The 25419-nt window shown below is 66.2% G+C and carries 24 protein-coding genes; 15 read left to right on the plus strand and 9 right to left on the minus strand.

Annotated features, from left to right (window positions below; translation table 11 throughout):
• Positions 1-9 precede the first annotated feature (9 nt).
• The 4 genes from DLM85_RS04525 to DLM85_RS04540 all read left to right on the plus strand — a co-directional run bounded on the left by DLM85_RS04525 (position 10) and on the right by DLM85_RS04540 (position 3526).
• A complete protein-coding gene (locus tag DLM85_RS04525) occupies positions 10-501 on the plus strand; it encodes a hypothetical protein (protein WP_111476856.1) in 492 nt (163 codons plus the stop codon).
• A gap of 162 nt (positions 502-663) precedes the next feature.
• Positions 664-1389: an energy transducer TonB gene (locus DLM85_RS04530; protein WP_165822003.1), complete on the plus strand. Its 726-nt coding sequence runs from the start codon at positions 664-666 to the stop codon at positions 1387-1389.
• 108 nt (positions 1390-1497) lie between these two features.
• A complete protein-coding gene (locus DLM85_RS04535; RefSeq protein WP_111476858.1) occupies positions 1498-3063 on the plus strand; it encodes an NAD(P)/FAD-dependent oxidoreductase in 1566 nt (521 codons plus the stop codon).
• 97 nt (positions 3064-3160) lie between these two features.
• Entirely contained in the window at positions 3161-3526 is a 366-nt protein-coding gene (locus DLM85_RS04540; protein WP_111476859.1) for a CoA-binding protein, read from the plus strand.
• Between the two features lie 276 nt (positions 3527-3802).
• Here DLM85_RS04540 and DLM85_RS04545 read toward each other — a convergent pair whose 3' ends face one another.
• Positions 3803-4597, minus strand: a complete 795-nt coding sequence (locus DLM85_RS04545) for a glucose 1-dehydrogenase (RefSeq protein ID WP_111476860.1) — start codon at positions 4595-4597, stop codon at positions 3803-3805.
• A gap of 253 nt (positions 4598-4850) precedes the next feature.
• On the opposite strand from DLM85_RS04545, the gene DLM85_RS04550 reads away from it, so the two are divergent.
• From DLM85_RS04550 to DLM85_RS04560, 3 genes are all read left to right on the plus strand, one after another.
• The gene (locus tag DLM85_RS04550; RefSeq protein ID WP_111476861.1) at positions 4851-5429 is read left to right on the plus strand and encodes an RNA polymerase sigma factor; all 579 of its coding nucleotides are present in this window, start codon (positions 4851-4853) and stop codon (positions 5427-5429) included.
• Positions 5410-6336 (plus strand): FecR family protein, encoded by a 927-nt coding sequence (locus tag DLM85_RS04555; protein WP_111476862.1) that lies wholly within the window; start codon positions 5410-5412, stop codon positions 6334-6336. Before DLM85_RS04550 ends, DLM85_RS04555 begins: the two co-directional genes overlap by 20 nt.
• Before the next feature lie 63 nt (positions 6337-6399).
• Positions 6400-7545 carry an outer membrane beta-barrel protein gene (locus DLM85_RS04560; RefSeq protein ID WP_111476863.1) on the plus strand — a complete coding sequence of 382 codons (1146 nt, stop codon included), beginning with the start codon at positions 6400-6402 and terminating at the stop codon, positions 7543-7545.
• 94 nt (positions 7546-7639) lie between these two features.
• Here the strand turns inward: DLM85_RS04560 and DLM85_RS04565 are convergent, their stop codons facing one another.
• Positions 7640-8386 (minus strand): TrmH family RNA methyltransferase, encoded by a 747-nt coding sequence (locus tag DLM85_RS04565; protein WP_111476864.1) that lies wholly within the window; start codon positions 8384-8386, stop codon positions 7640-7642.
• Positions 8387-8446: 60 nt separating this feature from the next.
• Between DLM85_RS04565 and tamL the strand changes: the two genes are divergently transcribed.
• Entirely contained in the window at positions 8447-10978 is a 2532-nt protein-coding gene (tamL, locus tag DLM85_RS04570) for a translocation and assembly module lipoprotein TamL (RefSeq protein WP_111476865.1), read from the plus strand.
• A 164-nt stretch (positions 10979-11142) separates the two neighbouring features.
• Here the strand turns inward: tamL and DLM85_RS04575 are convergent, their stop codons facing one another.
• Positions 11143-13254, minus strand: coding sequence for an alpha-ketoacid dehydrogenase subunit alpha/beta (locus tag DLM85_RS04575; protein WP_111477500.1), 2112 nt, complete (start codon positions 13252-13254; stop codon positions 11143-11145).
• A gap of 174 nt (positions 13255-13428) precedes the next feature.
• Here DLM85_RS04575 and DLM85_RS24940 point away from each other — a divergent pair, with 174 nt between their 5' ends.
• From DLM85_RS24940 to DLM85_RS04585, 3 genes are all read left to right on the plus strand, one after another.
• Positions 13429-13725, plus strand: coding sequence for a hypothetical protein (locus DLM85_RS24940; RefSeq protein ID WP_133256900.1), 297 nt, complete (start codon positions 13429-13431; stop codon positions 13723-13725).
• 135 nt (positions 13726-13860) lie between these two features.
• Complete coding sequence (hemF, locus tag DLM85_RS04580; RefSeq protein WP_111477501.1) at positions 13861-14805, plus strand: oxygen-dependent coproporphyrinogen oxidase; 945 nt, start codon at positions 13861-13863, stop codon at positions 14803-14805.
• Positions 14798-15379, plus strand: a complete 582-nt coding sequence (locus tag DLM85_RS04585) for a phosphatase PAP2 family protein (RefSeq protein ID WP_111476866.1) — start codon at positions 14798-14800, stop codon at positions 15377-15379. The genes hemF and DLM85_RS04585 overlap by 8 nt, the downstream gene beginning before the upstream one ends.
• Positions 15380-15505: 126 nt before the next feature.
• On the opposite strand, the gene DLM85_RS04590 is transcribed toward DLM85_RS04585, so the two are convergent.
• The 5 genes from DLM85_RS04590 to DLM85_RS04610 form a co-directional block, all read right to left on the minus strand.
• A complete protein-coding gene (locus DLM85_RS04590) occupies positions 15506-15706 on the minus strand; it encodes a hypothetical protein (RefSeq protein ID WP_111476867.1) in 201 nt (66 codons plus the stop codon).
• Between the two features lie 67 nt (positions 15707-15773).
• Positions 15774-16397, minus strand: a complete 624-nt coding sequence (locus DLM85_RS04595) for a phosphodiester glycosidase family protein (protein WP_243635861.1) — start codon at positions 16395-16397, stop codon at positions 15774-15776.
• 171 nt (positions 16398-16568) lie between these two features.
• Positions 16569-17141 (minus strand): hypothetical protein, encoded by a 573-nt coding sequence (locus tag DLM85_RS04600; RefSeq protein WP_133256901.1) that lies wholly within the window; start codon positions 17139-17141, stop codon positions 16569-16571.
• Between the two features lie 154 nt (positions 17142-17295).
• Complete coding sequence (locus DLM85_RS04605) at positions 17296-17886, minus strand: riboflavin synthase (RefSeq protein ID WP_111476870.1); 591 nt, start codon at positions 17884-17886, stop codon at positions 17296-17298.
• Positions 17887-17998: 112 nt separating this feature from the next.
• On the minus strand, positions 17999-19417 hold the full coding sequence (locus DLM85_RS04610; RefSeq protein ID WP_111476871.1) for a sugar transferase: 1419 nt from the start codon (positions 19415-19417) through the stop codon (positions 17999-18001).
• 131 nt (positions 19418-19548) lie between these two features.
• Between DLM85_RS04610 and DLM85_RS04615 the strand changes: the two genes are divergently transcribed.
• From DLM85_RS04615 to DLM85_RS04630, 4 genes are all read left to right on the plus strand, one after another.
• Positions 19549-20235, plus strand: coding sequence for a protein-L-isoaspartate(D-aspartate) O-methyltransferase (locus DLM85_RS04615; protein WP_111476872.1), 687 nt, complete (start codon positions 19549-19551; stop codon positions 20233-20235).
• A 129-nt stretch (positions 20236-20364) separates the two neighbouring features.
• Complete coding sequence (locus DLM85_RS04620) at positions 20365-22509, plus strand: M43 family zinc metalloprotease (protein WP_111476873.1); 2145 nt, start codon at positions 20365-20367, stop codon at positions 22507-22509.
• Positions 22510-22642: 133 nt separating this feature from the next.
• Complete coding sequence (locus DLM85_RS04625) at positions 22643-23161, plus strand: acyl-CoA thioesterase (RefSeq protein ID WP_111476874.1); 519 nt, start codon at positions 22643-22645, stop codon at positions 23159-23161.
• 408 nt (positions 23162-23569) lie between these two features.
• Positions 23570-24022, plus strand: coding sequence for a hypothetical protein (locus DLM85_RS04630; RefSeq protein WP_133256902.1), 453 nt, complete (start codon positions 23570-23572; stop codon positions 24020-24022).
• A 149-nt stretch (positions 24023-24171) separates the two neighbouring features.
• On the opposite strand, the gene DLM85_RS04635 is transcribed toward DLM85_RS04630, so the two are convergent.
• Positions 24172-25329: a TlpA disulfide reductase family protein gene (locus DLM85_RS04635; protein WP_111476876.1), complete on the minus strand. Its 1158-nt coding sequence runs from the start codon at positions 25327-25329 to the stop codon at positions 24172-24174.
• Positions 25330-25419 lie beyond the last annotated feature (90 nt).

Genomic DNA, 25419 nt, shown 5'->3' on the forward strand with positions numbered 1-25419 from the left:
TGCCTGCCTATGAAACGCTTGCTTATCGCCCTGCCCCTGGCCGCCTTTACGCTGACTGTTTCGCTGGCCGGCGGCACCCAAAGCGGCCCGGCCCCGCTGAACACCCTGCCCCGCTACGGCGGCGCCAGCAAATCCAAGGCCCTGCGCAAGCTCGACCAGGAGTTCATCAACCAGTCCTTGAAGCAGTACCGGCAGGACCGCCGCGCGGCCTCCGAAAGCTCGGTATCGGAAGGCTGGAGCCACTTCTACGCCAGCGACGTAGCCACCAGCATCAAGCGCTTCAACCAGGCCTGGCTGCTCGATTCGACCAACGCCAACGTGTATTACGGCTTCAGCGCCTGCCTTACCGAGCAGGGCGAAGCGGCGGCAGCGCACCGCTACTTCCAACTCGCCCAGCGCTACGACGTGCAGAACCAGGGCGCCAACAAGTACTACGAGCGGCTGACCTTGTACTACCAGAGCCGCAAGCAGACGGCCTCCCGCAGCGCCGGGGCGGTGTAGCCGGGCTTTTCTTTAGGGCTTTTCCTGATGTTTACGCGGCCGGGGCTTCTTGTAAGCCTCGGCCGTTTTTTGATCTGACCGCTGCCCATACCAATCTGCTGCCGAGTTGCGTTGGCGTTCCGTATGCATTGCTTTTTCCCGTTAGTGCGGGCCTGCTTCGTTATGCTTGGCGTGTTCCCGTTCGCGGGTCTGGCCCAGGCCACCCGCGCCGTAACAATCAAGCGGGAGCAACCTGAATATTTCACCGAAAGCTACTCGGTGCTGCTGACCGACAGCCGCACCCGGCACGGCGCCTACGCCAAAAACGTCCTGCTCAACCGGGCGGTGGTGCGCGGCTACTACCACAACGGGCAAAAGGATAGCGTCTGGACCTTTTACTACGCCCCCAGCGGACAGGTCCAGTCGCGCGGACGCTACCGGGCGGGCCAGAAAGCCGGCATCTGGGAATACCGGCAACCGGACGGTGCGCTGGCTTACCACTACGACCACACCCGCAACGCGCTGGATATGCCTTCGGCTTTGCTTGCTGCTGACACCGTAACCCGGGTGGTGGAGCAGAACGGCCAGCGGCAGCGGCGCCCCCGGATTCGGCCCGCGCTGTTTGTCGGCGGTGATGAAACGCGCTGGCTCGGCGGTGACGGCCGGGTACGGTTTCCCAATGCCGCCCTGAAGCGCCAGGCCAGTGGCTTGGTCCTAATTGAATTCATCATCGACGAACAGGGCAACGCGACGGGTTTTCGCGTCGCCCAAGGCCAGGACCCCGCCCTCGATCAGGAGGCGCTACGCGTTACCCGGCACGTGTTCGATAACCAGTGGCTACCAGCAACGGAAGCAGGTAAACCGGTGCGGCTGGTTTACAAGGTGCCGTTTACGTTCCGCATCAACTAAAGGGTGGCTTCAGCCGCGGCTCCCGCCCGCGGAACCATTCGCCGTATCTTTGCCGTCTGACATCTACCCCTACCGGCTTGCGGGCCCAACTCCCCGCCGCTCTTTCTGATGCAAAAACGCGAAGTTGAAATCGTCCTCTCGCCCGCCGAGGCGTACGACGAGCTGGCCCGCTACCGGGCCCTGCTGGATGCTGCCGGCCTGAAGCCCGGCGAAGCTGATTTTGTTCACCTGCTGCGCCGCAGCATTGATGCGCGCGGGCGCAACGTGGGCGTGCGGCTGCGGGCCGACGTGTACCAGACGCCCCCGCCCCGGGAGCTGTTCGGGCCCTGGGTGCAGTACCAGGACGTGAGTCGGGCGCCGAAGCGCGTCGTTATCGTGGGCGCCGGGCCGGCGGGTTTGTTTGCGGCCCTGCGCTGCATCGAGCTGGGCCTGAAGCCCATCGTGCTGGAACGCGGCAAGGACGTGCGCACCCGCCGCCGCGACCTGGCCGCGCTCAATAAGGAGCACGTCGTCAACCCCGACTCCAACTACTGCTTCGGCGAGGGCGGCGCGGGCACTTACTCCGACGGCAAGCTCTACACCCGTTCCAAGAAGCGCGGCGACGTGCAACGGGTGCTGCGCCTGCTGGTGCAGCACGGCGCCACCCCGGAAATTCTGGTCGACGCGCACCCGCACATCGGCACCAACAAGCTGCCCTACGTGGTGCAGGCCCTGCGCCAGAGCATCCTCGACCACGGCGGCGAAGTGCTGTTCGATACCCGCGTGGATGACTTGATTCTCGCCGACGGCCGCATCCGCGGCGTGGTGACCGGGCAGGGCCAGGAAATCCTCGGCGACGCGGTGATTCTGGCCACCGGCCACTCGGCGCGGGATATGTACGAGCTGCTGCTGCGCCGCAAGGTGCGCATCGAGGCCAAGCCCTTTGCCCTGGGCGTGCGCGTGGAGCATCAGCAAAGCCTGATCGATCAGGCTCAGTACCACCGCGCCGACCGCGGGCAGCTGCCGGCCGCTTCGTACGCGCTGGTGCAGCAGTCGGACGGGCCCGGGGGGCAGCGCGGGGTGTTTTCGTTCTGCATGTGCCCGGGCGGCTTCATCGTGCCGGCGGCCACGGCGCCGGGCGAGGTGGTAGTCAATGGCATGAGCCCCTCGCGCCGCGACTCGCGCTTTGCCAACTCGGGCATCGTGGTGGCCATCGAGCCGGCGGACATGAACCTGAAGCGCGACGGCGTGCTGGCCGGCCTGCGCCTGCAGCAGGAAATCGAGCAGCGGGCCTGCCAGCTGGCGGGCGGCACCCAGCTGGCTCCGGCCCAGCTGCTGGGCGACTTCGTGCAGAGCAAGACGTCGCGCAGCCTGCTCGAAACCTCCTACCAACCCGGCCTGGTGTCGGTGGCCATGGACGAGGTGCTGGGAGCCGGCCTGGCCGACCGGCTGCGGCAGGGCTTCCGGGCTTTCGGGCGCAAGATTCCGGGCTTCACGACCAACAACGCGCAGATTGTGGGCGTGGAAAGCCGCACCTCCGCCCCGGTGCGCATCCCGCGCGACGCGGCCACGCTGGAGCACCCGGAGGTGCGCGGGCTGTTTCCGTGCGGCGAGGGCGCGGGCTTCGCGGGCGGCATCGTGTCGGCGGCCATGGACGGCGAGCGGTGCGCCGAGGCGGCCCTGGCTTCGCTGTAAGTCTCGGCGGCAGCTTCCGGTCGGTGCTTTTCGTATAGCCGCACTACCAAATCCTTTCTTCCACCCTGACCGGGCGCGGGCGCCGCGCTCCTCTCCTATGGCTAACAAGAAAACCGTCGTCATCGGCGCTTCCGATAATCCGGCCCGCTACTCGTTTCAGGCCGTCAACCGGCTGAAAAGCTACGGGCACGAAGTGGTGCCGGTGGGCATCCGCAAGGGCCAGGTGGCCGGGCTCGATATTCACGTCGACAAGCCCGAAGTGAACAGCGTGGATACTGTGACGCTGTACGTGGGGCCGCAAAACCAGCCCGCCTGGTACGATTACATCCTGGATCTGAAGCCCAAGCGCATCATCTTCAACCCCGGCACCGAGAACTACGAGCTGGAGCGCCGGGCCCGCGAGCAGGGCATTCAAACCATCGAAGCCTGCACGCTGGTGATGCTGTCGGTGGGCAATTACTAAGGCTGGCTGTATGGCGGCTATCAGGGCGTCATGTTACGACAAGCTACCCAAAGCCCGCGCCCCGCAGAACGTCATGCTGAGCTTGTCGAAGCATCTATCCCGCTTCGTTGAATTGTATCTGACGAAGCGGTGGAGATGCTTCGACTGCGCTCAGCATGACGGCCTTTTTTGCCCCGGATGGCTTCCGGATAGGCACCAAACAGATCAGTCCGTCGGCCGCCAAGAAAAAAGCCTCCGTGCGCTTGGCACGGAGGCTTTTTTCTTGGCGGCGCGGCGTTACTCCGCGTTGCCGTACATGTTGGATTCGCCGCCGTCGATGGCAATGGTCTGGCCGCTGACGTAGGAGGCGTCGTCGCTGAGCAGGAAGGCCACCAGCTTGGCTACCTCTTCGGGCTGGCCCAGGCGCCGGGTGGGGTTGTGGCTGGCGTACTGGGCTTCGGCCTGCTTGGGGTCGGCGGGGTTGACCTGCTTAAAGGCCTCGGCCACCATGGGCGTGAGAATGGCGCCGGGGGCAATGGCGTTGGTGGTGATGCCGTAGCGGCCGTATTCCAGGGCCGCGTTCTTGGTCATGCCCGACACGGCGTGTTTGCTGGCCACGTAGGGCATCTGGTTGAGCACCCCGCGGATGCCGCCCACCGAGGCCACGTTGACAATGCGGCCGTACTGCTGCTTTTGCATCACGGGCAGCACGTAGCGCAGGCCGTAGTACACGCCCATCAGGTTGATGTCGATGACCTTTTTGAACACCGCAAGGTCGTACTCGGTGATGGGCGCCTGCTTGCCCTCGATGCCAGCGTTGTTGTAAAACGCGTCGATGCGGCCGAAGCGCTCCACGGTTTTGTCGACGTAGTTGCGCACGGCGGCTTCATCGGATACGTCGGCGACGATGGTCAGCACCTCGGCTTCGGCAAACGCCTGCCCGATGGCCTGCTGCGCCTCCCGCAGGCTCTGCTCGTTGTAGTCGACCAAGGCCAGGCGGGCGCCCTGGCGGGCCAATTCCTGGGCGGCGGCCAGGCCGAGGCCCATGGCCGCACCCGTTATCAGCACGACTTTTCCTTGCATGTTGCTCATGGTATTCTAAATCAATGTTGGTACATATAATACCGCTGGCAGCGGCATTTGTTCGGAAAACCAGCATTGTACCTTGAACGCCCGTGCGCATTCATTGGCCCGAAACCAGCCTGTCAGGCGCGGAGGGGCGCCTGATCCAAGCCGCGGTTGCACCTTGCGAAAAATTTTTCCAGCCGGCGGGCAACCCCATTCCCGGCTTCTCCATCTAGCGCTTCAAACACCCCGCTCCTGCCCTACTCCTACTTTCTGAGCCGTGAACGAAGTCGAACTCATCAGTGCCTGCCGGCAAGGTAGCGTCCGGGCGCAGAAGCAGCTCTATGAGCGCTTCGCCGGGCTGATGCTGACGGTGTGCCTGCGCTACCTGCGCCAGCGCGCCGACGCCGAGGAGGCCATGCTCACGGGTTTCGTGAAGGTGTTCCGGGCCCTGGAACAGTACCGCCACGAAGGCTCGTTTGAGGGCTGGATCCGGCGCATCATGGTCAACGAAGCCCTCGGGCAGCTGCGCAAGAAAGAGCCGCTGCACCTCGCCATCGACGACATGGTGACCGACGTGCCCTCGACCCAGGCCACGGCCGAAAGCGACATGGCGGCGGCCGACCTGATGCAGCTGCTGAGCGAGCTGCCGGCCGGCTACCGCACGGTGTTCAACCTGTACGCCATCGAAGGCTACACCCACCCCGAAATCGGCGAGATGCTGGGCATTTCGGAGGGCACCAGCAAGTCCCAGCTCAGCAAGGCCCGCGCCATGCTGCAGCGCCGCCTCGAAGCCGCCTCGGCTTCGGCTATTCCATCCACCTCAACCTCGACGCACCATGCAACCGGAAGATATTGATAAGCTGTTTCGCGCCAAGCTCGAGCAGCACGCCACCCCGCCCCCACCCTCCTTGTGGTACGACCTGCAGGAGCAGCTGGAGCCCGAAGAGAAAAAACGCCGCGGCGGCTTCTGGATGGCCATAGCCGCGGCCATCACCCTGCTGCTGGTAGCCGGTGGCAGCTGGCTGGTGTGGCAGCATCAGCCGCTGGGCCCCGGCAACGCGGGCCCGCTGGCTTCGGGCACCACCACCGGCGGCCCCGGCCAGCCGCGCCCCGCCGAAGCCCCCGCCACCACGACCCCGACGGCCCCGAGCACGCCCGCTGACGCTGATTTTGGCGTCGACAGCACGGTGCGGATGCCCCTCGACCCGGCCACCATTGCCGCCCGCCCCGCTGCGGCCCCGACGGCTGAGGAAGCCGCGAAAAATTCTGCGAATCCGGCCGCAACTCAGGCAACGGTGACTCCCCGCCCCGCATCTACCCATCAACAGCAGCAACTACTGGCCCGCACCGAGCGCGCTGCAGCGCCCCGGACGTCGGACCGGCCGGAAAAACCGGTTTTCCAGCCCACCGACGAGCATTCAGTAGCTGATGTACGCCAAGCCGTAGCCGCGCAGCCGGCCCCCGCGCAAACCACCGCTTCCTTGACGCCAGCCGCCCCAGCCGGGGCCCCGAGCTTGCCGGCCGGCGCCATCGAAGTGGAAGTGCGCCAGCACCCGGAACAAGCCGTGGCCCTGGCCCCGGCCGCCGCCGCCGAAGCCCCGGGCCGGACGCGGCCCAGCGTGCGGGGCGTGCTGCGCCAGATGCGGCGCGTGGCCCAGGGCGAAAAGCCCAACCTGGCTGAAGTCGGGCTGCCCACCAACCCCGCCCTTACCCTGCAGGCCCGCGTGGCCGGCCACACCCTCACCAAGACTATTTCGCTCTAATTGCCCGCGCCGCCCCGGCGCCCCGCTTCTTCCCTCTCCCCTGACTTTCTGCTTCCTCCTACTATGAAACCTGCTTCCTTCTTCGCTGCACTTTCCGGCCTGCTGCTTTCCAGCTCCTTCGCCTCGGCCGGCAGCCTGGCCCGCGTGCCCGGCAACGACGACACCATCATGGTGAAACTGCCCAACCAGGTGTCGATGACCATTGTGGCCCGCAACAAGCAGCAGCTGCGCGAGCTGAAAAACTACAAGCTCGACTCGCTGATGACCCTGCTCGACGCCTACATCAGCCAGGCCGAAGCGGCCGGGCGCAAGGGCAGCAACGGGCAGGTGACGATGGAGTTCTACCCCGCCAAGGACAAGCCCGGCAGCACCGCCGCCCCCGAGCAGGTGCGCGTGACGGTGCGCGGCTCCAAGCCCAACGCCGACCGCGTGGAGGTGTTCATGAACAAGAAGCTGGGCGTGACGGTGGAAAACAGCGAAGACGCCAACGGCGGCGACAACGTGAAAGTGAGCATCAACAGCGACGCCAAGTCCGACTCGGTGAAGCACGCCAAGCGTGAGGCCCGGCGCAACAAGCTCACCGGCACCGACTTCGGCGTGGACCTGGGCCTGAACGCGCTGGTCAACAAGAAAGCCTATGCCCCCGGCGGCACCGAGCAGCCCTACGACCTGCGCACCTGGGGCTCCCGCTACGTGGCGCTGAACTGGAAATTCTGGGCCCGCACCGGCCGCAACAGCCCGCTGTACTTCCACCTCGGCCCGGAAGTGGCCTTCAACAACTACATGCTGGAGGGCAACCGCTACTTCGCCGCCAACACCACGGCGGGCCGCACCGACATCCTGAAGGACGACGCGCGGAACCTGCAGAAGAGCAAGCTGGCCGTGACCACGCTGAACCTGCCGGTGGGCTTCACCCTCAAGTTCCGCGACAAGGACCACGACGAAATCTTCCGCCTCGGCGCGGGCGGCTTCGTGGGCTACCGCATCGGCGCGCACACCAAGATCAAGTACGAGCAGGAAGGCCGCACCCACAAGGACAAGGACCGCGGCAGCTACAACCTGGAGGACTTCCAGTACGGCCTCTCCGGCAACATCGGCGTGAAAGGCTTCGACCTCTTCGCCAAGTACAATCTGAACGACGTGTTCAAGGCCGACCGCGGCCCCAAGGCCCAGACCGTCAGCTTCGGCATCACCTTTAGCGACATTTAGGCCGCTACGCCACCTGAGGAGCTGGGAGTCAGGAGCCAGGAGTTAGAGTTGGATGACCTCCAACATTCTAGCTTCTGGCTCCTGACTCCTTTTTTCAGCTATTCCGAAAGAAGTTATCCAGCAATATCGCCGCCGATATGGCCACGTTCAGGCTTTCGGCCTGGCCGCGGCCGGGAATGTGCAGGCGCTGGGTGAGGCAGGCTTCCACCGGCGGGGTGAGGCCGTGCGACTCGCTGCCCATGACCAGCACGCCGGCGGGGCGCAGCTGCAGGCGGTGCACGTTGTCGCCGTGCAGGTCGGCGCCGTAGACGGGCAGCTCCGCGGGCAGCTCCTGCAGCCAGGTGGGCAGGTCGCGCTGCCACACGGGCACGCGGGTGAACGAGCCCATGGTGGCCGCCACGGTTTTGGGGTTCCAGGCGTCGGCGCAGGTATCAGACAACACCACGCCCGCGAGGCCGTACCAATCGGCCAGGCGAATGAGCGTGCCCACGTTGCCGGGGTCGCGCACCTGGTCGAGGGCCAGCAGCAGCTGGCCGGGCTGCGGATGCAGGGGCCGCTCGGCGGGGGTGCGTACTACGGCGAGGCCCGCGTCGTTGGTTTGCAGCGTGCCCAGGCGCGTGAGCTCCTCGCCCGACACCACGTCGACGGGCACGCCCGGGGGCAGGCGCAGGCCGGGCTGGGCGGCAAATTCGGCCGTGAGCAGCAGCCGTTCGGGCTGCAGTTCGGAACTTAGCAGCTCGCGCAGGCTTTTGGCGCCTTCCACCAGGAAGGCGCCGAGGCGCTGGCGGTATTTTTTCTGGTGCAATTGCTGCACGTACTTGACAACGGCTTTCGAAACCATTTTTCAGTGATACGACCTTTCGGCTGGGCGCCGCGGCGCGGAGTTACTTGGGTGGCAGGAATGGCGGTGGCGGCTCAGCTGGCCGCGGGCTGCTCGCCCTTGCACCTGCTGGGCCCGAAGCAGCGCCTGCTCAGCACCGTGCGCATTGAGGGCGTGCGGCAGCTGGAAAAAGAGCAGCTCGACGCCTTGCTGCGCCAGCGCCCCAACCGGCGCTTTCCGGTTCCGCAGCTCGCAATTTACAACCTCGGCTACACCTTCTACCATCCGGAGCGGCTGCGGGCCAAGCTGGACACCACCCAGCACGAGTACGCGGCGCGCATTGCCGCCGCCGGTACCGACTCGGTGGCGGTGGGCAAGCTGCTGCAGAAGCGCGAGCGGCGCATCCAGCGCCTGCAGCGCAAGCTCGACAAGGGCAACGCCATCATGCGCATCGGCGAGCCGCCGGTGATTTACGACTCGACCCTGACGGCCCTGACCACCGAGCAGATGGGCATCTACCTGCGCAGCAAGGGCTTTTTCCGCACCCGCGTGGCGTATACCGACAATCCGCCGGAGCCGCTGGGCTACTTCTCGCGCTTGTTCGGCCGGGCCGACTCGGTGAAAGCCCCGGCGCCGGGCACGCCGCGCAGCCGCCGCGTGACGGTGGAGTACCAGGTGCACGAGGGGCCGCGCTTCCTCGTCAAGCAGCTGCGCTACGACATTCCCGACACGGCCGTGGCCCGGCTCGTTCGCGGCGACACCACCCAGCAGCTGCTGCACGTGGGCCAGCCCTACGACGAGGCCCTCATCGGGCAGGAGCGCGCCCGGCTGGAAGCCCTGCTCAAAAACCACGGCTACTACGACTTCCAGGCCCGCTACATTACCCTGGAGGCCGACACGAGCTTTGCACCCACCACCGTGCGCCTGCTGGTGCAGGTGGCCAACCCGGACGGCGCCGCCCGCCACCAGGTGTACCGGGTGCGCCGGGTGAGCTTCGTGGCCGATGCGGGCGTGAACCGCTTCGGGCTGCAGCGCGACACGGTGCGGCGCAACGGCATCGACTACCTGGCCTACAACCACCGCTTCAGCACCCGCATCCTGGACCGCAAGCTGCTGGTGCGCCCCGGCGAGCAGTACAGCCTGACCAACACCATCCAGACCCAGCGCCAGCTGGCTTCCCTCGACGTGTTTCGCTACGCGTCCATCAACTACCAGAAGCCGCCGCTGACCGATTCGCTGCAGGGCGTGCTCGACGCGACGGTGAGCACCACCCCGCAGAAACGGGCGCAGTACTCTTCGGAAATCGGCGGTACCTACGTGGCAACCCTGCCCGGGCCGTTCGGCAACTTCCGGGTGCGCGTCCGCAATGTGTTCGGCGGGGCCGAGGTGCTCGACCTGGGCCTGCGCGCGGGCCTGGAAGGGCAGTTTCCGCTGGCCGGCACCACCAGCAGCCGGCCCGATCAGCCCCAGCTCACCACCCAGCTCGGGGCCAACGTCAACCTGATTCTGCCGCAGTTTCTGGTGCCCTGGCGCTCCAACCGCTACTTCACCACTTACAGCCCGCGCACGCGCCTGACGGCCAGCGCCACCTACGTCGGCCGCCCGGAATACAAGCGCACCAACCTGGAGGCGTCGTACGACTACATCTGGGAGCGAAACGCCTACCACCAGTTTATTTTCACGCCGCTCGACGTGAGCCTGGTGTTTACCAAGCGCTTCGACGACGGGTTTCGCGCGAAACTCGACTCGCTGCCCAACGGCGCGGCGCTGCTGCGCTCGTTTCAGTCGGTGCTGGTGCCGAGCATCAACGCCACCTCGCTCTACAACGACAACGACTTCACCCAGACGCGCGACGCGCGCTACCTGCGCCTGTTTGCCGAACTGGGTGGCCCGTTCCGCGGCCTCTACACCGTCGACGGCGACTCCACCGACCACGACGTGGGCAAGAGCAACATCGCGGTCTACGATTTCATCCGCCTCAGTGCCGATTACCGCCGCTACCACAAGCTTAGTGCCCACCAGTTCTTGGTATGGCGCCTCAACGGCGGCTTGGCCACGGCCCTGACCAATACCCGGCTGAACGGGCGCGCCGGTCAGCCGTCGGCGTTTATCATTCCCTACGACCGGTACGTGTTTGCCGGCGGCGGCTCCAGCGTGCGGGCCTGGTACCCGCGGCGCCTGGGCACCGGCGGCTACATCCCGCGCGACAAGGACGGCAACCCCACCGACGCGGAAACCTTCGAGCAGCCCGGCGAAGTGCTGCTGGAAGGCAGCGTGGAGTACCGCTTTCCGCTCTACGACTTCATCAACGGGGCCGTCTTCACCGATTTTGGCAACGTGTGGGCCTTGCGCGGCGGCGCCGGGCGCCCGGGCTCCACCTTCGAGCTCAACCGCTTCTACCGCGAATTCGCCGTCGGCTCGGGCCTGGGCCTGCGCTTCGACTTCACGTTCCTGATCGTGCGCCTCGACTTCGCCGCCAAGGCCTACAACCCCGTGGTGGCGCAGGGCAGCAAGTTTGTGCTGCCCAACGTGAGCGTATTCAACCTCAACAAGCGCACCGGCTCCGACGCCAACCCGGTGCGCCTGAACATCGGCATCGGGTACCCGTTTTGAGTAGTGAAATGGCGAGATGGAGAACTGGTGAGTTCAGGCTCACGCGGCATTCAGGCCAAACCCAGGCAAACAAACGGCCCCGGCAACTGGTGTTGCCGGGGCCGTTTGTGCGTTTCCTACGGTCAGAATGCCAAACTCACCATTTCACTATGTCACCACCTCACCTAATACCCCAGCAGCTCCTGCAGGGCGGCGAGGGTTTTGTCGGCGTTGGGGAGCATCTGCTTTTCCAGCTCCACGTTCAGGGCAATGGCGGGCAGGTTGGCGGCGCCGAGGGTGAAGACGGGCGCGTCGAGCTGCTGGAAGCAGTGGCGCTGAATGCGGCCGGCCAGGCTTTCGGCGAAGCTGTTCATCAGGGGCTCCTCCGTGAGCACCAGCACCTTGCCGTGGCGCAGCGTGGCGGCCTGCACGGCTTCCCAGTCGAGCGGGTTCAGGGTGCGCAAATCCAGGATTTCCACCTGCCCGGGCAGCTGCCGGCTGGCGGCTTTGGCCCAGTACACGCCCATGCCGTAGGTGACGACCACGCAGGTGTCGCCCTGGGCCAGCTTCTCGGCCGCGGCCTGCTGCACCACGTTGGCTTTGCCCAGCGGAATAACGTAGCCGGCGGCGGGCTCCACGGTTTTGGCGTCCTCGGTGCCGGGCACCTTGCTCCAGTACAGGCCCTTGTGCTCCAGCATCACCACCGGGTTCGGGTCGAGGAAGGCGGCGCGCATCAGGCCCTTCATGTCGGCCGCATTGGAGGGGTACACCACCTTGATGCCGCGGATGGTGAGCAGGGTGCTTTCGATGGAGCCGGAGTGATAGGGCCCGCCCCCGCCGTAGGCCCCGATGGGCACCCGGATCAGGCTCTGCACCGGAAACTTGCCCATCGAGAGGTAGCAGGATTTCGACAGCTCCTCCACCAGCTGGTTGAGGGCCGGCCAGATGTAGTCGGCAAACTGAATTTCCACAATCGGCTTGGCCCCCACGGCCGACATGCCGGCCGTCGAGCCCACGATGTAGGCTTCCTGAATGGGCGTGTTGAACACGCGGGCGTCGCTGTACTTCTTGGCCAGCAGGGCCGCCTCGCGGAACACGCCGCCCAGCTCCCCGCCCACGTCCTGGCCGTAGAACAGGGCCTCCGGAAACTCGCGCAGGATGTCGTCGACCGCGTGCAGGGCCGCGTCCACCATGATGGCCTTGTCGGCCCCGGCGGGGCTTCGCTCGCCGGCTTCTTCCGTCACCGCGGGCGGGGCGAATTCGTGGTCGGCGAAGGTGGCCGGGTCGGGGTTGGGCGCAGCCAGGGCGCGCTGGTAATCTTCCTGCACGGTGGCCTGGGCGGCGGCGGCGGCGTAGCCCAGCTCGCCCTCCGAGAAGCCCTCGGTGAGCAGCTGCTGGTGAAAGCGCGGCAGCGGGTCGTTCTGCTGGTGCTCCGAGAGGTTGTCGCCGCGGTACCACTCGCGGCGCACGCCGCTGGTGTGGTGGCCCAGCAAGGGGCATTTGGCGTGCACCAGCACCGGCCCGCGGCGCTGCCGCACGTATTCGGTGGCGGCCTGCATGGTGGCGTAGCTGTCGACGAAGTCGGCCCCGTCGCACTGCAGGCGGTGCAGGCCCTTGAAGCCGGCGGCAAACTCGTAGGCGTTCATGGAGCGCATTTCGCGGCCAGTGGCCGAAATGCCCCACTCGTTGTCCTGCACCAGGTAAATCATCGGCAGCTGGTGCAGCGCGGCCATCTGCAGGGCCTCGGCCACCTCGCCCTCGGTCATGGCCCCGTCGCCGATGGAACAAAGCACGACAGGCTGCTCGGCCGCGGTCGGCAGTTGCTGCTGGCTTTCCAAATACTTCACCGCGTGGGCCATGCCCGTCGCCGGAATGGCCTGCATGCCGGTGGCCGAGCTTTGGTGCGGAATGACCGGGATGCCCGGGCGGCGCAGCGAGGGGTGCGAGTAGTAGGTGCGCCCGCCCGAAAACGGGTCGTCGCGCTTGGCCATCAGCTGCAGCATCAGCTCGTAGGGCTGCAGGCCCAGGCCGAGCATGAACGCGTCGTCGCGGTAGTAGAGGGCGCAGTAGTCGGTTTCGCGCAGCTGAAAGGCCGCCGCCAGCTGAATGGCCTCGTGGCCACGGGCCGTGGCGTGCACGTACTTGGCCGTCACGGCTTTGTGTTCTTCGTAAAGGCGGGCCATTTCGGCCGAGGTCTGCATCAGGCGGTAGGCCCGCAGCAGGGTGGCGCGGTCGGGGTGCGCGGCGCCGGCGGCAACGTCGGTTTCGGGAGCGTCCAGGGCGGAGGTGGTTTGCATGCTGGAAAACAAGCGGTGGCGAAGGCCCGAAATTACGGTATCGAACGCAGATGCGCGGGGCCGGGACCAAACACCTGTTAGTTTTTTCCGCCCCCGGGCCGCAGACGCCGTTTTTGGCCCGCCGGGCGGGGCGCCGCCGGTCCCGCCTGCGGCTGCGCTACCGCATTGCCGGATATGTTCGACCTCACGGCCTGCGCCCGCGTCATTGCCGATTTCGTCAACTGCTACCCCACGGTCAGATGCTGGCGCTGGCGTTATTATGACCGGGGTGACGCTGGTGGCCGCGGCCGTTCACCAGGACCTTCCGAAGGGCTACGTGTACTTCGCCAGAGGGCCTTTTCGCGGCTGGTAGAGCTGCTGCACAGGCGCCTGCGCAAGCGGGCCGCCCCGGTGCTGCCGCGCGACCTGCACCGGCGCGACCAGGCCCGCCCCGACGCGCCAACGCCGAAAATCTGCCACCTTTGCGGCTGACAACAAACACCCGGCGGGGCTGATTTTCGTCAGTCCGGCGCGCGGCGGCGGCCCGTTGCTTTGCGGCGTCATCCTCCCCAAACATCCCGCCGACGCATGAACGCCCCGCTGTTTTCCTCCGCCTTAGCTCCCCTCATGACGACCGATACCGCCCCGACGCTGACGCCCTTCCGCCACACCGTGGAGCAGTGGATGCGCCACTTCCAACAGTGGCTCTCCACCGAGCTGGAAACCACCGACGGCGCGGCTACCTTCCAGCCCGACGTGTGGCAGCACCACTCGGGCGGCGGCGGCGAGTCGCGCGTGATTCAAAACGGCCGCATTCTGGAGAAAGGCGGCGTGAACTTCTCGGCCGTGCAGGGCCAGATGAGCGAGCAGGCCGCCCGCGTGCTGCTCATGCCCGACCCGAACTACTTCGCCACCGGCGTGTCGGTGGTGCAGCACCCGCGCAGCCCCCTGGTGCCCATCTCGCACATGAACGTGCGCTACTTCGAGGCCGGCAACGGCGAGGCCTGGTTTGGCGGCGGGCTGGACCTGACCCCGATTTACGTCGACGTGCGGCAGGCGCGCTGGTTTCACGAGCAGATTCACGCCGTGTGCGCGCAGCACGACGCCAGCTACTACGAGCGGTTCAAAACCTGGGCCGACGACTACTTCTACCTGCCCCACCGCCAGGAAACCCGCGGCGTGGGCGGCATTTTCTTTGACCGCCTCACCGTGGGCAAGGACGGCGACCGGGACCAGCTCTTCGCCTTCGTCCAGGCCGTGGGCGAGGTGTACGGCCGCAGCTACTGCGAGCTGATGCGCCGCAACGCCGACCGGCCCTACGGTGCCCAGGAAGTGCAGTGGCAGATGCTGCGCCGGGCCCGCTACGCCGAATTCAACCTGGCCTTCGACCGCGGCACGCGCTTCGGGCTGGAAACCGGCGGGCGCACCGAAAGCATCCTGATGAGCTTGCCCCCGCGCTGCGAGTGGCACTACAACCAGCAGCCCGAGCCGGGCTCCCGGGAGGACGAAACCCAACAGTGGCTGAAAAAGGGCGTAAATTGGCTGGCCCATTCGCCCACTTCGCTTGATTGACCACCTGCAGGCACTGGACCGCTGGCTGCTGGTGTCGGCCAATAACGCCGCCACCCCCGGCCTCGACCGGCTCATGATTTTCTTTTCCGACCGCCTCGTGTGGTTTCCGGCATACTTTGTCATCGTCGTGGCCCTGTGCTACTACGTTGGCCGGCGCGCCACCCTGCTGCTGCCCCTGCTGGGCCTGAGCGTGGCCCTGGCCGACAGCATCAGCAGCCGCTTTTTCAAGCCCTACTTCGCCCGCCTGCGCCCCTGCCACGACCCGGACCTCTCGGCCACGCTGAACCTGGCCAACGGCTGCGGCGGGCAGTTTGGCTTCATTTCCTCGCACGCGGCCAACGCCTTCGCCCTGGCCGTGTTCCTGTGCCTGGCCCTGCCGCCACGCTTTCGCGCCGCCAAAGCCCTGCTGCTCGCCTGGGCCGCGCTGGTCAGCTTCAGCCGCATCTACCTGGCCGCCCACTACCCCTCCGACGTGCTGGCCGGCGCCACGCTGGGCAGCCTGCTGGCCTGGGGCTGCCACCGGCTGTACCGCAAAGGCACCCAGCGCTGGTACCCCGCCCCACCGACGGCGTGAGTTGGCAGTTGGCAGTTGGCAGTTGGCAGTTGGCAGTTGGCAGTTGGCAGTTGGCAGTTGGCAGTTGGCGTACACGAAAAAGCCCTTCGGCGTTGGCTGAAGGGCTTTTCTTATGAAAGGCGGGGCTTAGCGAGCGGGTTTGCGGTTGCCGGTGTGGCCGTCGCCCCGGTCGCCCTGGCCGGGGCGGCTGGTGATGCGGGAGTTGTGTCGGTCGTCCTGCGAGAGGGAACGGTGAATATCCACCTCACTGGTAAACTGACCTTTATCGTTGCGGCGCACGTAGCGCTTGTCGCCGGGCGTAGGCTCGATTAATTCGCGTTTCGACATGACGGTGAAGGAGTTGGTACTCCGTCCCTCCTACGCAGCCGGTCGCGAAAAGTGCCAACGGCGGAGCTTAGCGGGCCGGCTCCGTCACGCCGATGATGACGCCGAAGTCCCCGTCCGTCTGCCGCCAGCCCTGCGCCGGCAGGTACGTGCGCGACACGAAGCCGTCGAGGTACAAGGCCTGGCGGCAGCCCAGGTGCTGGAAGTAGCGGGCGAAGTCGTAGAAGCTGATGGGCTGCTTCGACATGGCAAACACGACGCGGCCGTCGGGCAACACGCCCACGCCGTTGCGCACGTTCAGGTTTGTCGAGCCGGCCCGAAACGCCGGGTGCAATTGCCCGTCGATGACCAGCATGGGCCCCGACTGCGTGGCGTAGCGGATGCGGCCGGCGGCGCGGAAGTCCTGCGTGCGACAGATGGCGGCCCGGCCGGCGGCGGTCAGGTAGAACACGCCGTTGGGCCGCAGGTAGAAGTTACCGGTGCCCGCGGCCGTGTCCAACGGCACAAGGGTTTTACCGGCCTGAATGAAAAGGCCCACCGGCACGTTGCCGGCGCGGTACATGCCGCCGTTGGTGGCAAATACGAGCTTCTGCCCCTGCCCGGCCAGCCAGCCGTTCAAGCGCCCCAGGCTGCGCAGGGGCTGCTGGTGCTCGTCGCGCCAGTACAGGGCCAGCGGCTGGCGGCGCGGGTCCACGCGGTACGTGACGAAGGGAGCTTCATGCGCCGCCGGCGCTTGCCGCGGCGGCTCTGACTGGCAGGCTACGGCTGCCCAGCATAAAAGTAACCAGCTGACCATCGGGCAGGTAGGTCTCCGCAGTTGCTTCGGGTCTGACACTATCGTTTTGCGCAAGCGCCGCATTGGGGGTCATTGCTTTATCCACACTACGCCGCGCCGCCGAAAGGCCAGTAGGCCCTGGCCTTTTTTCACCCACACGGCTTCCACCCCGGCTGTTGCCGTGTCCAGCACCGTCAGCTCCAGCACATCGGCGACGGGGGTCGTCAGCAGCATCACCGTAGCCCGGCGACGCACGGTAAACCGCTGGGGCAAATAGTCGCTCACGTATCCCTCCAGGGTGGAGTCGCGGCTACCAAACGAGCTGTAGCCGCGTTCAGTGGAGGCTAGCCGGTTTACGCCGTAGTACACGCTGCCGCCGTTTTCATCGGGCCCAGCCAACCCTTCGTAATCCACATTGCACTGAAAAAGAGTATTCAGCGCCGCGCAGGTATAATCGGTTTGCAGTTCGGTGTAGCAGGCGCACATGTGGCACCAACGCTTTTCAGCAGCGGCCCGGTCGTACTCGGTTCGCACGAGCTGCACGCTCCCGCCCTGGGCGTTAACGTAGGTGTAACCGGGCTGCAGATCGGCAAACCAGTGCCAGCCCATCAGCGGGTGGTCGAGCTGGAACTCCGCGCACTCGATGCGCTGACAACCTGCCATAAGGCTGGCCACGCTTACCACAAGCACCCCCAGGCGACTCGTTGAAAACCTCAAGCTCATCGGATCATCGTTGCTCCACTTTTACATGAGCAACGCCCTCCCTCCGTAGTTGCACCGCGGCGGCGTTCATTTGCCCACAGTGGAGCCGGGCGCCTTACCGCCTCAGCAGCTTGGCCACGTACTTGCCCACGATGTCAAACTCCAGGTTCACCCGGTCGCCGGGCTGCAGGTGCCGGAAGGTGGTGTGCTCGTGGGTGTACGGGATGATGGCCACCGAGAAGCCGTCGTCGGTGCTGTTGAAGCAGGTCAAACTCACGCCGTTGACGCAGATGGACCCTTTCTCCACCGTCACGCGGCCGGGGCCGGTGGCGTGGCGGAAGCGGTACAGCCAGGAGCCGTTCTGGTCCTGCACCGACTCGCACTCGGCCGTCAGATCCACGTGGCCCTGCACGATGTGACCGTCGAAGCGGCCGCCTGCGGCCAGGCAGCGCTCCAGGTTCACCTGCCGGCCCTCGGCCCAGCTGCCGAGGTTGGTTTTCTGCAGCGTCTCATCAATAGCCGTGACGGTGTGCGTGCCGGCCGCCGCGTCCAGCGCCACCACGGTCAGGCACACCCCGTCGTGGGCCACGCTCTGGTCGATCTGCAGCTCACTGAAAAAGGGCGAAGCGACGGTAAAATGGCGGTTGCTGCCTTCGGTGCGCACCGCGGTGATGGTGCCGAGTGCTTCGATGATGCCGGTGAACATGGTGCTTTGCACAATTAGTAATTAAGAATTAGTAATTAACAATTGGCCGTTTGGCGCTGTTCGCCCCAGTGGTCAATCATCCAATTTTTAATTCTTAATTATTCATTATTAATTACTTGCCCCTGCCTTCCACGATGATTTTCAGCGTGTAGAGCATCACCCGGAAGTCCATGGCCAGCGACATGTTTTCGATGTAGAGGATGTCGTACTTCAGACGCTGCACCATCTGTTCCACGGTTTCGGCGTAGCCGTACTTCACCTGGCCCAGCGAGGTAATGCCCGGGCGCACGCGGTGCAGGTGGCGGTAGTGGGGCGCGACTTTGGTAATCTGGTCGATGAAGAACTGCCGCTCGGGACGCGGCCCCACCAGGCTCATGTCGCCCTTGATGACGTTCCAGAACTGCGGCAGCTCGTCGAGGCGCACCTTGCGCATGAAGCGGCCCCAGGGCGTAATGCGCGGGTCGTTCTTGCTCGACAGCGCCGGCCCCAGCCGCTCCGCATCCACGTACATCGAGCGGAACTTGTAGATTTTGAAGGGCTTGCCGTGAATGCCGATGCGCTCCTGGGCGAAGAAAATCGGGCCCTGCGACGAGAGGCGCACCATCACGGCGGTGAAGGCGTACACCGGCCAGGCCAGCAGCAGAAACAGGGCCGAGCCGGCCACGTCGATGATGCGCTTGACCACCTCCTGCCACACCGGCAGCAAATCGTGCTTGATTTCGATGAGCGGGGTGCCGAACAGGTGGTTGACCTTCACCGAGCCCAGCAGAATCTGGTACACGTCGGGCAGCACGCTCACGCGGGCGGGCGTGCCTTCCAGCTGGGCCAGCACCTGCTGAATCATGCGGTGCTCGGAGGGCTCCAGCGCCACCACCACCTGCTCGATGTGCAGGGCCCGGATCAGGGCCGGCAGCCGCTCGTAGCTGCCGCGGCGGGGCAGTTCGAGGGCCAGCTGCGGGTCGACGGCGTCGCCCACCGGCACGAAACCGATGATGTTCAGGCCCAGGTGGGAGTTGGAGCGGTCCAGCTCGCGGAAGGTTTCCAGCGCCAGCGGGCTGGAGCCCACCAGCAGGGAGTTGAAGGAAATGACGCGGCGGCGCACCAGGCGCTGAATGCTGGTAATGGCCCAGGTGCGCAGCACGGCCGTGATGCTGAAGTGCAGCAGGAAGTAGGCCGATATCGTCTTGTAGTAGAGGCGGTAGTTGCTCACGCCCTGGTCGTCGAGCAGCAGGGCGAAGAAGATGACCACCGCGCCCAGAAACGAGATGCGCGCCAGTCGGATAATCTCGCCCACCCGGGACTTGCGAAAAATATCGCGGTACTCGCCGATGAGCGCGTACAGGGCCACCCAGAAGGCGGCAATCATCAGGGCCGAGCCCGTGAGGGTGAATAGCTGGTCGCCGGTAAAGCGGTAGCCGGCGTTGATTTCGCTCAGCAGGTACTTGCGCAGCAGGTAAAAGCAACCCCAGGCCAGCAGACCCGCTCCAAAATCGGCGGCCAGCAGCTTAAATTTTTGCAGGGAGCGAATCAACGCGGCAGAAATGAAAATCGTAGGGAACCGAACCTCGACCGGCGGCACCAATAGCGCGCCGCCGTAGCTTTGCGGGAGGAAACCACCGCCCGCCGCGCGCAAAGGTAGGGCGGTTTTGTCCGCCGTACGCCATGCCCGCCTTCCCCGCTTTCCCCGCCGACGCCGCTCCCGACTCCTACCGCCACCGCGGCCAGCGCCGCGCCCTGGTGACGGAGCTGAGCCGCAAGGGCATCCGCGACGAGCGGGTGCTCGGGGCCATCGGGCAGGTGCCGCGCCACCTGTTCTTCAACCCGGCCTTCGAGTCGCACGCCTACCACGACAAGGCCTTTCCCATCGGCGAGGGCCAGACGATTTCGCAGCCCTACACGGTGGCCTACCAGACCGAGCTGCTGCAGGTGCAGCCGGGGCAGCGCGTATTGGAAGTGGGCACCGGCTCGGGCTACCAGTGCGCGGTGCTCCTCACGCTCGGGGCCGAAGTGTATACCATCGAGTACAACCGGGTGCTGTTTGAGCGCACCCGGCAGCGGCTGGGGCAGCTGGGCTACCGCGGCGCCCACCTGTTCTGCGGCGACGGCTCGGTGGGCCTGCCCGCCCACGCCCCCTTCGACCGCATTCTGGTGACGGCCGCCGCCCCGGCCCTGCCCCGCCCCCTGCTCGAGCAGCTGCGGGTGGGCGGCCTGCTGGTGGTGCCCGTGGGCTCGGAGCAGACGCAGCGCATGGTGCGCGTCGCGCGCGAATCGGCCGCGGGCTTTGCCCGCGAGGACTTCGCGGAGTTTCGGTTTGTGCCGCTGCTGGGGGCGGCGGGCTGGGGCAGCTAAGGGGCCCCGACGGGTCCGAATCCGCTCATTTGTGCTTATCTTGGGCAACCCTTCGGTCCCTCACCCGGTCTGTGGGGCGGCGGGCTTGACTGGCGCGTCTACCACCCTTTCTTCACCCTAATTTCCTTCATGTTACGCAAAGCTTTACCCGCCCTGTGGCTGGCTGCTGCGGCCGTGTTTGGCACGGCCTCCGAGGCTGTGGCCCAGCGCCGCGAGCATCCGGAACACACCTACGGCTTCCGCTGCGCCCACGACAGCGTGCGGCAGGCCGAGTTTCAGCGCCTCCCCGGCATGGAACAGGACTACAAGAACTTCCTGCGCCGCGTGGCCTCGATGACGCCGGCCGAGCAGGCCCGCATCAACGCCGCCCCCGACGTGGTGATACCGGTGGTGTTTCACGTGGTGCACAACGGCGGGGCCAGCAACATCTCCGACGCCCAGGTGCTGGACGCGCTGCGCATCATCAACCGCGACTTCAACAAGGAAAACCCCGACACGATTAGCATCGACCCGCGCTTCGTGGGACTGGCCTCGCGCCCGGGCTTCCAGTTTCGCCTGGCCCAGAAAGACCCCAACGGCAACTGCACCACCGGCATCACGCACACCTACTCCACGGAAACGCTGGTGGGTGACGCCAACCTGAAGAACGTCATCCGCTGGGACGTGAGCCGCTACCTGAACATCTGGGTATCGGAGCGCGCCAACGGCGCCGGCGGCTACGCCATCCTGCCCTGCGGCGGCGGCTCCACCCTCGACGGCATCGTGATTACCAACACGCAGTTCGGCAGCATCGGCCGCTCCTGCCGCACCAATTTCTGCGTCCGCTCGCTCACCCACGAGCTGGGCCACTACTTCGGCCTGCCCCACACCTGGGGCGGCTCGAACACGCCGGGCCTGCCCTCCAACTGCGGCATCGACGACGGCATTGCCGACACGCCGAACACGGTGGGCGCCAACCAGGACTGCAACCTGAACCAGGCTACCTGCGGCCCGGTGGCCAACACCGAAAACTACATGGACTATGCCACCTGCGCCAAGATGTTCACCATCGGGCAGCGGGCGGTGATGCGCGCCTCGCTGCAGCTGGCCTGCCGCGCCTCGCTGATTACGCCCGCCAACCTGGTGGCCACCGGCACCAACGACGGCTACCAGGCCCCGGCCTGCCCGCCGGTCGCCGCCTTTGGCGTCGACAACACCGTTATCTGCCCCGGCGGCCGCGTCGAGTTCGTCGACGGCTCGTACGGCAACCTGGGCACGGTGAGCTACGCCTGGAGCTTCCCCGGCGGCACGCCCAGCAGCTCCACCGTTCAGAACCCGACCGTGACCTACGCCGCGCCCGGCACCTACTCGGCCACGCTGACCATCACCGGCCCGAACGGCACGAGCACCGTGACCCAGCAGAGCGTGCGCGTGCTCGGCACCAACGCGGCTTTCCCCGCACCCTACGCCCAGACTTTCGAGGACAACACCTGGCTGGTGAACCCCACCGACGCCGACCGCAACTGGCGCAACGAAGGCGGTGCGGAGCGCTGGACGCGCGTAACGCCGGCCAACGGCCCGAGCCTGCCCGGCTCCTCGGCCCTGCGCCTGCGCCCGGTCAACATCAACCCCGGCACCAGCACCACCCTCTACTCGCCCCTCTTCAACCTGACGGCCGTGGGCGGCGTGAACGACTACCAGGTAGCGTTTGACTACGCCTACGCCCGCCTGACTGCGAATTCCAACGACGTGCTGCGGGTGGCCTTCAGCGCCGACTGCGGCGTGTCGTGGACCAGCAACCTGACCATTTCCACCAACCAGCTGGTGAGCAACACCGGCGCCCAGCCGGTAACGGGCACCTTCGTACCCACGGCATCGGAATGGCGCACGCGGACTATTTCCGTCCCGGCGGCGCTGCAGGGCGCGTCGCGCCTGCTGGTGCGCATCGAGCAGGTAGCCGGGGGCGGCAACAGCCTCTTCCTGGACAACTTCCGCGTTGCCTCGCCGACGGCCACGCACACCCGCGACATGAACACCCGCAGCTTCAGCGTGATGCCCAACCCGCTCACCCACGAAACGGCCGTGCAGTTCACCCTGGATCAGCCCGAAACGGCCCAGGTGCAGGTGCAGGACTTGCTGGGCCGCACCGTGCTGAGCCTGCCGGCCCAACGCTTCGGCGCCGGCCAGCAGCAGATTGCGCTGGGCACCGAGGGCAAGCGCCTGAGCCCGGGCGTGTACCTGGTGCAGCTGACCGTGGGCCAGCAGCGCCTGACCTCGCGCGTGCTGGTGCAATAGCCCCGCGCCCCGCGCCCGAACCCCGCAACCGCCCCCGTGCCGAAAGGTGCGGGGGCGGTTCATTTTGGGGCCGGGGCGGCGACGGGGCGGCCGGGGCGCTATCTTTGCGGCCGAATTTTCCGTTTTTCCTGCTATGCGCAAACAGAAGCCCGTCAGCGAGTCCTTCGTGCGAATGACCGAATTGGTGCTGCCCAACGATACCAACACGCTCAACAACCTGATGGGCGGCCGGATGATGCACCTGATGGACGTGGCCGCCGCCATTTCGGCCCAGCGCCACTCCAACCGCATCGTCGTCACGGCCTCCGTCGACAACGTTTCCTTCCGCGAGGGCATCAAGCTCGGCAGCGTGGTCACGCTCGAAGCCAAGGTCACGCGCGCGTTCAGCTCATCGATGGAAGTGCACATCGACGTGTGGGCCGAAGACATTCCGTCGGGCACCAAGATCAAGTCCAACGAAGCCTTCTTCACCTTCGTGGCCGTCGACCAGTCGGGCCGCCCCATCGACGTGCCCGAGGCCGTGCCCGAAACGCCCGAGGAAGTAACCCACTACGACGGGGCCCTGCGCCGCCGGCAGTTGCGCCTGGTGCTGGCCGGCCGCCTCAAGCCCCAGGACGCGACCGAGCTGAAAGCCCTCTTCGAGCTGGAATAGCCCGCGGATTCCTGCCCGCCGTTGGGTATCTTCGGTGGCCGACGCCATCCAGTCTCGCCTAGCCCCCTTTCGCCCGTGGACGACGCCACCCTCGCCTTTTACCAGCAGCTCTACGCGGGCACGCCGCTTTACGTGGTGCCCGAGCCCGGGGCCGCCCTTCCCGCCGCGCCGGCCGCCCCGGCGGCGGCTCCTGCAGCAACTTCTGTGACAGCGGCCGCCCCTACGCCGCCGGTTGCTGCCCCTGGCCCCGTAGCAGCGCCCAGGCTGCCGGCCGCGGCCGCCCCGCCAGCGCCCGAAGCGGCCCCGGCCGCCCCCGGCCGTTTGCCTTCGTTGGCGGATTTGCGCGCCGCCCGGCTGGCGGTGGCTCCGCCGCCCCCGGGACCTGCTCCGGCTCCGCTCCCGCCGCCCGTGGCCGCCCCCATGCCCGTGCCGGCTGCACCGCCCGCGGCCCCCGTGCGCCAGCCCACCCCGTTCGATACGCTGGGCAGCAACGCCAACGGCCTGGTGCTGCTGGTGCGCCTCGATGACCCGGAACGGCTGCCGCGCATTCAGCGCAACGTGTTTCTGAACAACATGCTCAAAGCCATTCAGCGGGTGATGGAGGAGTGCGTCGTGGTGAACGTCCGCTCCCCCTACCCGGTGAGCCTGGAGGACCTGCGGGCCCGCGGCCTGGCGGTGCGCGAGGTTATCGGCTTCGGCAAAAACCTGCTCGACGTGGCCACCAAGCGCACCGAGCCCTACGAGCCGGTGCGCATCGGCGACGTGGCCTACCTGCCCGCCGCCGAAGTGGAAATCATCGAGTACGACAACGGCCGCAAGAAACAGCTCTGGCAGGCCTTGCAGCGGATGTTCCTGGGGTAGTTGTCAGTTGTCAGTTGTCAGTTGTCAGTTGTCAGTTGTCAGTATGTACTGGGCGGCGGCTTGGGAGTTACGAAAAAGGCCTACGGCTTGCGCCGCGGGCCTTTTTTGGTGGGCGTCGGTCTGACAACCGACAACTACCAACTGACAACTTACTTCAGCACCGTGGCCAGCTTGGCCGACAGGGCTTCGCCGCGCAGGTTTTTGGCGATGATGCGGCCCTGCGGATCGAGCAGGAAGTTCATCGGGATGGACTGCACGCCGTAGGCCTGTCCGGCGGCCGACTGCCAGCCCTTCAGGTCCGAAACGTGGGTCCAGGTGAGGCCATCGGCCTGAATGGCCTTTTCCCACTTGCCCTTGTCCTGGTCGAGCGACACGCCGTAGACGGTGAATTTCTTGTTCTTGTACTGCTCGTAGGTCTTGACCACGTTGGGGTTTTCCTGGCGGCAGGGGCCGCACCACGAAGCCCAGAAGTCGAGCAGCACGTACTGGCCGCGCAACGAACTGAGCGACACTACCTTGCCCGCGGGGTTGGTCAGCTGTATATCGGGCGCCACGGTGCCGATGGCGGTTTTGCGCAGCGGCTCCAGCGTCTGCACCAGGGCCTTGGTGTAGCGCGAGTCGGGCTGGGCCTTCCTGAGCTGGGTAGCCACCGAGTCGGCGAACGTGAAGTTCTCGTCGGCGTTGAAAATCTGCGGCGTGCCCAGGGCAAAGGCCGATACGACCGAGGTCGGGTTGCGGCGGATCAGGCTCTTGAGCGCGCCGGTGTTTCGGGCCTGGGTGGTCATAAAGCGGGCTTCCAGCACCTTCATCGAGTCCTGGCGGCCGGCCTGAGCATTGGCCTGGTACCGCTCCATGATGCCCTGCAGCTGCCCGCTGCTGCGCTGCATCTGGCGGGTGAGCTGCTGCATCAGCTCCGAGTCCTTGGAGCCCTTCACCGAGTAGTCGGCGGCCAGCTTTTGGGCATCGCCGCTGAGCTGCAGCTTGGTTTTGTTGTCGAGCACCAACCACACTTCCTGCTTGGCGCCTTCCAGCTTCAGCTGGTAGAGGGCGGGCTCCGAGGCGGTGCCCTTCAGCGTGAAGCGGCCCTGCGCGTCGGTGGTGGTCGATTCGCGGGCCACGAACTGGTTGTCGGTCAGCTCGGCCAAGGACACCTTGGTGCCGGCCGTGGCGTTGCGCAGTTGCCCGCTGATTTCGTAGCCGGCCTGGGCAGCGGCGGCGGTGGTCGACGACGAGGCGTCGGAGCAGGCGGTGGAGGAAAGGCTCAGCAGCGAGGCCACCAGAAGCAGGCTGGTCATAGGGTATTTCATGAAATCAGAAGTCGACGGCGGCGCGCCGGCAGACGCACCGAAGGCAGAACGACGCAAGTTGCCGATTTATGGTGATTTGTGCACCAAGGC

Source organism: Hymenobacter edaphi, assembly GCF_003258365.1.
In the GTDB taxonomy this organism is placed as follows: Bacteria; Bacteroidota; Bacteroidia; order Cytophagales; family Hymenobacteraceae; genus Solirubrum; species Solirubrum edaphi.

Coding starts and splice junctions, on each gene's coding strand:
- DLM85_RS04565 (WP_111476864.1), bottom strand. CDS start 8,386: ATGGTTTCGAAAGCCGTTGTCAAGTACGTGCAGCAATTGCACCAGAAA.
- DLM85_RS04615 (WP_111476872.1), top strand. CDS start 19,549: ATGCCCGCCTTCCCCGCTTTCCCCGCCGACGCCGCTCCCGACTCCTAC.
- DLM85_RS04535 (WP_111476858.1), top strand. CDS start 1,498: ATGCAAAAACGCGAAGTTGAAATCGTCCTCTCGCCCGCCGAGGCGTAC.
- DLM85_RS24940 (WP_133256900.1), top strand. CDS start 13,429: ATGTTCGACCTCACGGCCTGCGCCCGCGTCATTGCCGATTTCGTCAAC.
- DLM85_RS04540 (WP_111476859.1), top strand. CDS start 3,161: ATGGCTAACAAGAAAACCGTCGTCATCGGCGCTTCCGATAATCCGGCC.
- DLM85_RS04590 (WP_111476867.1), bottom strand. CDS start 15,706: ATGTCGAAACGCGAATTAATCGAGCCTACGCCCGGCGACAAGCGCTAC.
- DLM85_RS04560 (WP_111476863.1), top strand. CDS start 6,400: ATGAAACCTGCTTCCTTCTTCGCTGCACTTTCCGGCCTGCTGCTTTCC.
- DLM85_RS04635 (WP_111476876.1), bottom strand. CDS start 25,329: ATGAAATACCCTATGACCAGCCTGCTTCTGGTGGCCTCGCTGCTGAGC.
- hemF (WP_111477501.1), top strand. CDS start 13,861: ATGACGACCGATACCGCCCCGACGCTGACGCCCTTCCGCCACACCGTG.
- DLM85_RS04600 (WP_133256901.1), bottom strand. CDS start 17,141: ATGGCAGGTTGTCAGCGCATCGAGTGCGCGGAGTTCCAGCTCGACCAC.
- DLM85_RS04525 (WP_111476856.1), top strand. CDS start 10: ATGAAACGCTTGCTTATCGCCCTGCCCCTGGCCGCCTTTACGCTGACT.
- DLM85_RS04605 (WP_111476870.1), bottom strand. CDS start 17,886: ATGTTCACCGGCATCATCGAAGCACTCGGCACCATCACCGCGGTGCGC.
- DLM85_RS04530 (WP_165822003.1), top strand. CDS start 664: ATGCTTGGCGTGTTCCCGTTCGCGGGTCTGGCCCAGGCCACCCGCGCC.
- DLM85_RS04620 (WP_111476873.1), top strand. CDS start 20,365: ATGTTACGCAAAGCTTTACCCGCCCTGTGGCTGGCTGCTGCGGCCGTG.
- tamL (WP_111476865.1), top strand. CDS start 8,447: ATGGCGGTGGCGGCTCAGCTGGCCGCGGGCTGCTCGCCCTTGCACCTG.
- DLM85_RS04625 (WP_111476874.1), top strand. CDS start 22,643: ATGCGCAAACAGAAGCCCGTCAGCGAGTCCTTCGTGCGAATGACCGAA.
- DLM85_RS04545 (WP_111476860.1), bottom strand. CDS start 4,597: ATGAGCAACATGCAAGGAAAAGTCGTGCTGATAACGGGTGCGGCCATG.
- DLM85_RS04575 (WP_111477500.1), bottom strand. CDS start 13,254: ATGCAAACCACCTCCGCCCTGGACGCTCCCGAAACCGACGTTGCCGCC.
- DLM85_RS04555 (WP_111476862.1), top strand. CDS start 5,410: ATGCAACCGGAAGATATTGATAAGCTGTTTCGCGCCAAGCTCGAGCAG.